Consider the following 6,583-nt stretch of genomic DNA (forward strand, 5'->3'; position numbering starts at 1 on the left):
TGTCTGTGTTTTTTTTATTTTTGAACCCTCCCGGGGCGCCCGCCGGGGGCGCGGGGGCCCCGCCCCGCGGGGGCCCCCCCCCACTCTCGTGGTTCGCGCACACCTCTCGCAGGTCGCGCGGCGCCTCCCGCGGTTCGCCCAGCCCGCGCCCCGGCTCGCCCGACCCGCCCCGCCGTTCGCCCCGCTTGCTCCTGGTTCGCCCAGCCCGGGCCACCCGCCGCTCAGAGCTCGCCGGTGAGCCCGAGCAGTTCCCGCATCCGCGCGTACTTGGCGGCCAACCGCTCGGCGGTGGCGGCGTCCAGCGCGGCCAGCCGGGCCGGGTCCGAGTTGTGGGCGAGGTCGGCACGCTTGACCAGCAGCGCGCCCGGCGTGGCCAGGACCCGCGCGGTGTACGCCTCGACCGGCTCGTCGGGGCGGCGGGTGAGCGCGTCCACGATCGTCTTGGTGGCCCCGGGCAGCGCGGCCCCCGCCAGCCACTCCCGGCTCAGCCGGTCGTCCTCGACGGTGTCGTGCAGCCAGCCCGCCGCGATCTGGGCGTCGCTGCCACCGCGCGCGGCCGTCCCGTGCGCGACCGCCGCGATGTGCTCGCCGTACGGGTGGCCGTTCTTGTCGACCTGCCCCTCGTGCGCGCGGCGGGCGATCGCCTCCACCTCGGCCAGGCTCAGGTACTCGGGTTCCGTCGGCGCGTTCTCGGGCTCCATCGGCTCATCGTAGGCCCGCGGTCTGCCCGTTCACGCTCACTGGTTTACTGCCCCGGGGCGGGAGACCCCCGGCCCACCTGGCAGACCGTCCGAGCGATCCGAGGAACCATGCCATCCCTGCACCCCCTGCTGTCCGGATTCGCCCCGATCTGGGCGCTGACCGGGATCGGCTACCTGGTCGGCCGGACCGGGCTGCTCGGGCCGCACGCGGAGCCGGTGCTCAACCGGTTCGTCTTCCACGTGGCGATGCCGGCCTCGCTGTTCCTGATGATCGTCCGCACCCCGCTGGACCACTTCGCCAACCCCTCGATGCTCGCCTTCACCGCGGGCACCGTCGTCTCGATCGGCCTCGGGCTGCTCGCCGGGCGCCTGCTGTTCCGGCGCAAGACCGGCGAGTTGGCGATCGGCGCGATGGCCTGCGGGTACGTCAACTCGGCCAACCTCGGCATCCCGGTGGCGATGCAGCTCCTCGGCGACGCCTCCTTCGTCGCACCGGTGGTGCTGTTCCAGATCCTGGTCGTCACGCCCGCGGTGCTGGCCGTCCTCGACGGCGGCGCGGCCGGCCGCCGGGCCCTGCTCACCCTGCCACTGCGCAACCCCATCCTGTTGGCCACCGCGCTCGGCGCCGCCGCCTCCGCCGGCGGGCTGCACCTGCCCGCCGAGCTGAACCGTTCCTGCGAGCTGCTCGGCGGCGCCGGCGTGCCGACCGCCCTGGTCGCCCTCGGCATGTCGCTGCACAACCGCCCGCCGGCCACCGGCCGTTCGCGCCACGCCGAGGTCGGGCTGACCGTCGCGGTCAAGACCCTGATACAGCCGCTGGTCGCCTTCGCGGTGGCCGGCCCGCTGCTCCACCTCCCTGCGCACCAACTCCTCACCGTGGTGCTCTTCTCCGCCCTGCCCACCGCGCAGAACGTCTACGTCTACGCCCGCGAGTACGGACAGGGCACCGGGCTCGCCCGGGACTCGGTGCTCTGGTCGACCCTGGCGTCGATGGCGACCCTGTCGGTGATCAGCTGGTCCCTCGCCGCGTAGCCGGAGCCTTCCGGAGAGGTGACGGCCACCCGTACACGGCACGACAGTTGTCACCCGCGAGCCGTACAAAAGCGGGGAACCGGGGCCCTCGCCGGGCTCCCGGTGGAATGCTGGCGGCCATGAGCCAACCGGACCTTCGTTCCGCAGAGTTCCACCACTGTCCGTCCGTCGTCACGCTGCCGCAGACGGACGTGGACCACTACAACACCGTTCCGCGCGGTGCCTTCCTGATCGATCCGCGCCTGCGCTGCGACCTCGCCGGCGGGCACGGCGGCACCCATTCCGCGCTGGTCCAGGGCGTCGGCTTCGACCTGCACTGGGCGTCCTGGCCCGAGTACCTGGTCGAGGTCGGGCCGCGCTGCCCGGCCGTCGGCCCGCACGAGGGGCCGGAGCCGCCGCGCGACCCCAACATCTGCCTGCTGCGCGAGGACCACCCCGGGCCGCACTACGGCGAGACCTGGTTCTGACGCCCCGCCGGTCACTCCACCAGACCGGTGGTGCCCGCCGAGTCCAACCGCAACGCCTTCCCGAGCCGGCCCGGGGGCACCACCCGGCCGGCCCGGGAGGCGCCCAACAGACGGATCAGCGCCCGCAGACCGGTCGGGTGCCTCCTTACACCCCCGCGGAGGCCCATCATGTCCGCCCGCACCACGCCCTCCCCCACCCGCACCGCCGCCTTCCTCACCGCCTACGACGCGCTGCTGGCCCGCTGGCCCGTCCCGGTCGAGCACCTCACCGTCCGAACAGCCCACGGCACCACCCGGATCAACGCCTGCGGCCCGCCCGACGGCCGCCCCCTCGTCCTGCTGCACGGCGGCGGCGCCACCTCCACCATGTGGTTCGCCAACGTCGCCGCGTGGACGGCCGCCGGGCACCGCGTCCTCGCCCCCGACCTCATCGGCGACCCGGGCCGCAGCGTCCACGACGGTGCCCCACTCGCGGGCGTCCCCGGGCTGCTCGGCTGGCTGGACACCGTCCTCGACCGACTCGACCTCCCCCGGGCCGACTTCTGCGGCCACTCCTACGGCGGCTGGATCGCCCTGGAGTACGCCCTGCACGCGCCCGCCCGGGTCGGCCGGCTCGCCCTCCTCGATCCCACCCAGTGCTTCGCCGGCTTCCGCCCCGACTACCTGCTGCACGCCCTGCCGCTCTTCCTCCCCCGCCGCACCGCCGCCCGGGCCCGCTCCTACCTCGGCTGGGAGGCCGGCGACGGCCCCCGCCCGGACCCCGGCTGGCGCGAGGTCTATGCCCTCGGATACGCCGACTTCCCCGCCACCCGCGTCATCACCGGCCCCCGCCCCGGCCTCGACCGGCTGCGCTCCCTCACCGCCCCGACCCTCGCCCTGTTCGCCGAACACAGCCGCACCCACCACGCCCCCCGGGTCGCCGAGGCCGCCCGCCGCGCCCTGCCCGAGGCGACGGTCGCCGTCCTGCCGGGCCTCTCGCACCACCACCTGCCCATGGCGGGCGCGACGGAGGTCAACGCCCGGCTGACCGGATTCCTCGCCGCCTCCCGCGGCTGACGGCGGGGCCGTTCGGACGGCACGGACGCCACGCCCGCGCCGAACCGAACCGGCCCGGCCCGGCCGCTGCGCGCAAGCCGCCGGCGACGGATTGGCCCGAACTCACCAGTGTCGCCAAATCCCTTGTACTGCACTCGACTTGGCGCTGGCAGACTGGCGTCGCCACGTCGGCCCACCACTCCCTGGAGCAGCCATGCCCACGTTCGTCCGACGCCTCGCCCCCGCAGCGGTGCTCGCGCTCACCGCGCTGGCCGCCACCCCGGGCAGCGCGTTCGCCGTGGACCGCGACGGGCCGGCCGTCGCCGCCTCGGCGGGCGAACACCCGGGGCTGACCTGGACCGCCCTGGAACAGCGCGCCGGTGTGGTGCACGTCGGCACCGACGGCGCCGGCAACCCCTACCTCGGGGACACCTCCGCCGACACCGAACTGCCGGTGCTCTGCCTCCACCAGGACGGCCGCCCGGCCCCCACCGGGATCCCCACCGCCGGCTTCCACAGCTGGGCAGGCGGGGAGGTCGCCGCGACGGCCCCGACGGCCGGGTCCGACCTGACCAGCCGGGACGACGCCGACGGGCTCTGCGAGGACTCCTTCGGCGCCGGCTGGCGAATGGCCGAGTTCCACGACGGGCAGGGCTGGTCGCTCTGGGCGGCCGGCACCCTCCCGGCGGGCACCCGGTTCTGGACGGCGATCAACGACCAGCCGGCCAACCCCTGGTCCTGACGCCCGCGCGGCCCCGAGCCGCCCCGCGCAAGCGCGGCGGCGGCGACGGGGACGGGGATCAGTAGATCAGGTACCCCGGGCGGTGTCCTTCGTCGTCGATCTCCCCGGTGGCCTGCGCCCGCAGCTTGCGGGACAGCTCCTCCAGGGCGCGGGAGGCCGCGACCTCCTCACCGATCCTGGCGAGCGGGCGGTCGTCCGTGCTCTTCATCGACTCCCCGTGGGCGCGCAGGCCCGGCGCCCGCGCACCGGTCAGCCTGGCCTCGCACGCCGTGTGCACTCCGTCTTCCTCGAAGCTCAGCTCCACGTCCCACTGGTTGTGCATGCCACACCTCCTGGCAGCGGCCCCCTCGCGCCTGTCCGGACCGGCACGGACGGTGAGCCGTGGCGGCCGCTCACACCAGCGTGCGCCCGTCCGACCCATGGCGGCAAGCGGGCCCGGCCCGGGGCTGCGGGCCCGGCCCCCGGAACCAGCTCCCCCGCCCCGGAGCTCCCGGCCCTGCCTGCTCCCCGCCTGCTCCCTGTCTGCTCCCCGCCGCCGACCGGGCCCCGCCGCCGACCCGGCGGTACGCTGACGAAAGCGCGCCGCGACCGCCGACCGAACCCGGACCCGCCGGCGCGGCGCGGGCAGTGACAAACCGGGTGGTCCCTCCGTGGCGGTCTTCCTCCTCGCCCTCGGCGCCGCCTGCTGCCTGGGCCTCGGCTTCGTCCTCCAGCAGCACGCGGCGCAGCGGGCGCCCCGTGCCGACCTGCTGCACTGGCGGCTGCTCCTGGACCTGATGCGGATGCCCGAGTGGCTGCTCGGCACCGGGTTCATGGTGTGCGGACTGATCCTGTCCGCGCTCGCCCTCAACCAGGGCGAAGTCTCGCTCGTCGAACCACTGCTCGCGACCAACCTGCTGTTCGCCATGGCGCTCTCCCGGGTGCTGACCCGCCAGACCCTCGGCCGCTCGGGCTGGGCCGGGGTGCTGCTGCTCGGCCTCGGGGTGACGGCGTTCATCGTGGCCGGCCGGCCCACCGGCGGCGGTGCGCCCGCCGGGGAACTGCGGCACTGGCTGGTGGTCGGCACGGTGGTCGGGCTGACCCTGCTGCTGGTCTCGCTGGCCCGGCGGCTGCCGCTGTTCGAGGAGGCCACCCTGCTGGCCCTCGCCGCCGGCCTGCTCTACGGCCTCCAGGACGCGCTGACCCGCACCACCACCCAGCGCCTCGACCACAGCGGACTGGACGCGGTGCTGCGCAGCTGGCAGCCGTACGCGGTGGTGGCGGCGGGCGTGGTCGGGCTGCTGCTGGTGCAGAGCGCCTTCGAGGCCGCGCCGCTGCGGATGTCCCTGCCGGCACTGACCGCCGCCCAACCGCTGTCCGGGATCGCCTGCGCGGTCGGCTTCCTCGGCGACCGGCTGCGGGTGACGCCGGGTGCGCTGGCCTGGCAGTCCGCCGGACTGCTGGCCATCGTGGTCGGGGTGATCGTGATCGGCCGCCACCCGGCGATGCCGGGCAGCGTCCGCGAAACCCTGGAGGGCGTCGGGGCACCGCCGGAGGACGAGCGGCCTGAGGAAGACCCCGGGAGCCGTCCGGGAAACAGTCCGGCCGAGAAGCCGAACGACCCGGGGCACAGCTCCGGGGCCGGAGCGTAATTCGCTTGACCGGGCCACGGGTCAACGCTGCACTGTGGCGAGGCACACGAGCCGTGGTGCCGTCGTCATCCAGGGGAGGAAGCGGCAGCAATGGAGATCCGTCCGACAACCGATCAGGACCTCGACGTCTACGTCGACACGCTCCATGCCGCGTTCGGGCTCTTCCCGGAAACCCCGACCGACGGCGGCGGGCTCTGGTGGTCGGCGACCGAGATGGACCGCAACCTGCTCGCCGTGACGGCGGACGGGCGGCCCGTCGGCACCGCCGGCGCGTACACCTTCGAGCTCACCCTGCCCGGTGAGGCCATCGTCCCCACCAGCGGGGTGACCGGCGTCGGCGTCCTGCCCTCGCACCGGCGCCAGGGCGTGCTCACCGCGATGATGCGGCGCCAGCTCGCCGGGTTTCGGGCCCGCGGGGAGTTCCTCTCCGTACTGCTGGCCTCCGAGGCCGTGATCTACCGCAGGTTCGGCTACGGACCGGCGACCTACACGCAGCGGCTGACGGTGCCGCGCCACCGGGCCGCCTTCGCCCTCCCCCGGGCACGCGGAACAGCCGACACCCCGGCCGACACCCCGGCGCCCGGCCCGGACACCGGCTCGATCGAGCTGCTGCGGCGTGCCGAGTGCGGCGAGATCCTGGAAGCGGTCTACGACCGGTACCGCCGCACGCAGCCCGGCGCGCTGTCCCGGCCGCACCGCTGGTGGGCCTTGGGCGCGGGGCGGCCCCCGGTCTCCTCGGCGTCGCGCTACGTCGCCGTCCACCGGGATGCCGGCGGTGTCCCGGACGGCTACGCCTGCTACTCGCTCGCCGACGGCACCTTGACGGTCGACGAGACCATCGCCACCGACGACGCCGTCGCCACGGCCCTGGCCCGGTTCGCGCTTGAACACGACCTGGTCTACCACCGGCGGTTGAAAAACAATGCGGGCCCCCCCCCCCCGGGCGCGGGGCGGTTGGGATTTAAAAGCCGCGGG

At 74.9% G+C, this 6,583-nt stretch carries 8 protein-coding genes; 6 read left to right on the forward strand and 2 right to left on the reverse strand.

Annotation, left to right across the window (positions count from 1 at the left end; genetic code table 11):
* Window positions 1–221 precede the first annotated feature (221 nt).
* Complete coding sequence (locus ACFV61_RS33050) at window positions 222–701, reverse strand: HD domain-containing protein (protein WP_063350248.1); 480 nt, start codon at window positions 699–701, stop codon at window positions 222–224.
* A gap of 108 nt (window positions 702–809) precedes the next feature.
* Between ACFV61_RS33050 and ACFV61_RS33055 the strand changes: the two genes are divergently transcribed.
* From ACFV61_RS33055 to ACFV61_RS33070, 4 genes are all read left to right on the forward strand, one after another.
* Window positions 810–1,733, forward strand: a complete 924-nt coding sequence (locus ACFV61_RS33055) for an AEC family transporter (protein WP_363371012.1) — start codon at window positions 810–812, stop codon at window positions 1,731–1,733.
* Window positions 1,734–1,852: 119 nt separating this feature from the next.
* Window positions 1,853–2,200 (forward strand): hypothetical protein, encoded by a 348-nt coding sequence (locus tag ACFV61_RS33060; RefSeq protein ID WP_159398553.1) that lies wholly within the window; start codon window positions 1,853–1,855, stop codon window positions 2,198–2,200.
* A 168-nt stretch (window positions 2,201–2,368) separates the two neighbouring features.
* Entirely contained in the window at window positions 2,369–3,256 is an 888-nt protein-coding gene (locus ACFV61_RS33065; RefSeq protein WP_380495708.1) for an alpha/beta fold hydrolase, read from the forward strand.
* Between the two features lie 193 nt (window positions 3,257–3,449).
* Window positions 3,450–3,977 (forward strand): hypothetical protein, encoded by a 528-nt coding sequence (locus tag ACFV61_RS33070; protein ID WP_380495711.1) that lies wholly within the window; start codon window positions 3,450–3,452, stop codon window positions 3,975–3,977.
* 58 nt (window positions 3,978–4,035) lie between these two features.
* Here ACFV61_RS33070 and ACFV61_RS33075 read toward each other — a convergent pair whose 3' ends face one another.
* Window positions 4,036–4,299, reverse strand: coding sequence for a dsRBD fold-containing protein (locus tag ACFV61_RS33075; protein ID WP_063350242.1), 264 nt, complete (start codon window positions 4,297–4,299; stop codon window positions 4,036–4,038).
* Between the two features lie 328 nt (window positions 4,300–4,627).
* Between ACFV61_RS33075 and ACFV61_RS33080 the strand changes: the two genes are divergently transcribed.
* Both ACFV61_RS33080 and ACFV61_RS33085 read left to right on the forward strand, forming a co-directional pair.
* On the forward strand, window positions 4,628–5,608 hold the full coding sequence (locus tag ACFV61_RS33080) for a DMT family transporter (RefSeq protein WP_380495713.1): 981 nt from the start codon (window positions 4,628–4,630) through the stop codon (window positions 5,606–5,608).
* A gap of 90 nt (window positions 5,609–5,698) precedes the next feature.
* On the forward strand, window positions 5,699–6,583 hold an 885-nt coding region (locus ACFV61_RS33085; RefSeq protein ID WP_380495715.1), incomplete at its 3' end, for a GNAT family N-acetyltransferase.

The sequence above is a fragment of the Kitasatospora sp. NPDC059817 genome (genome assembly GCF_042731835.1).
Taxonomy (GTDB): Bacteria; Actinomycetota; Actinomycetes; order Streptomycetales; family Streptomycetaceae; genus Kitasatospora.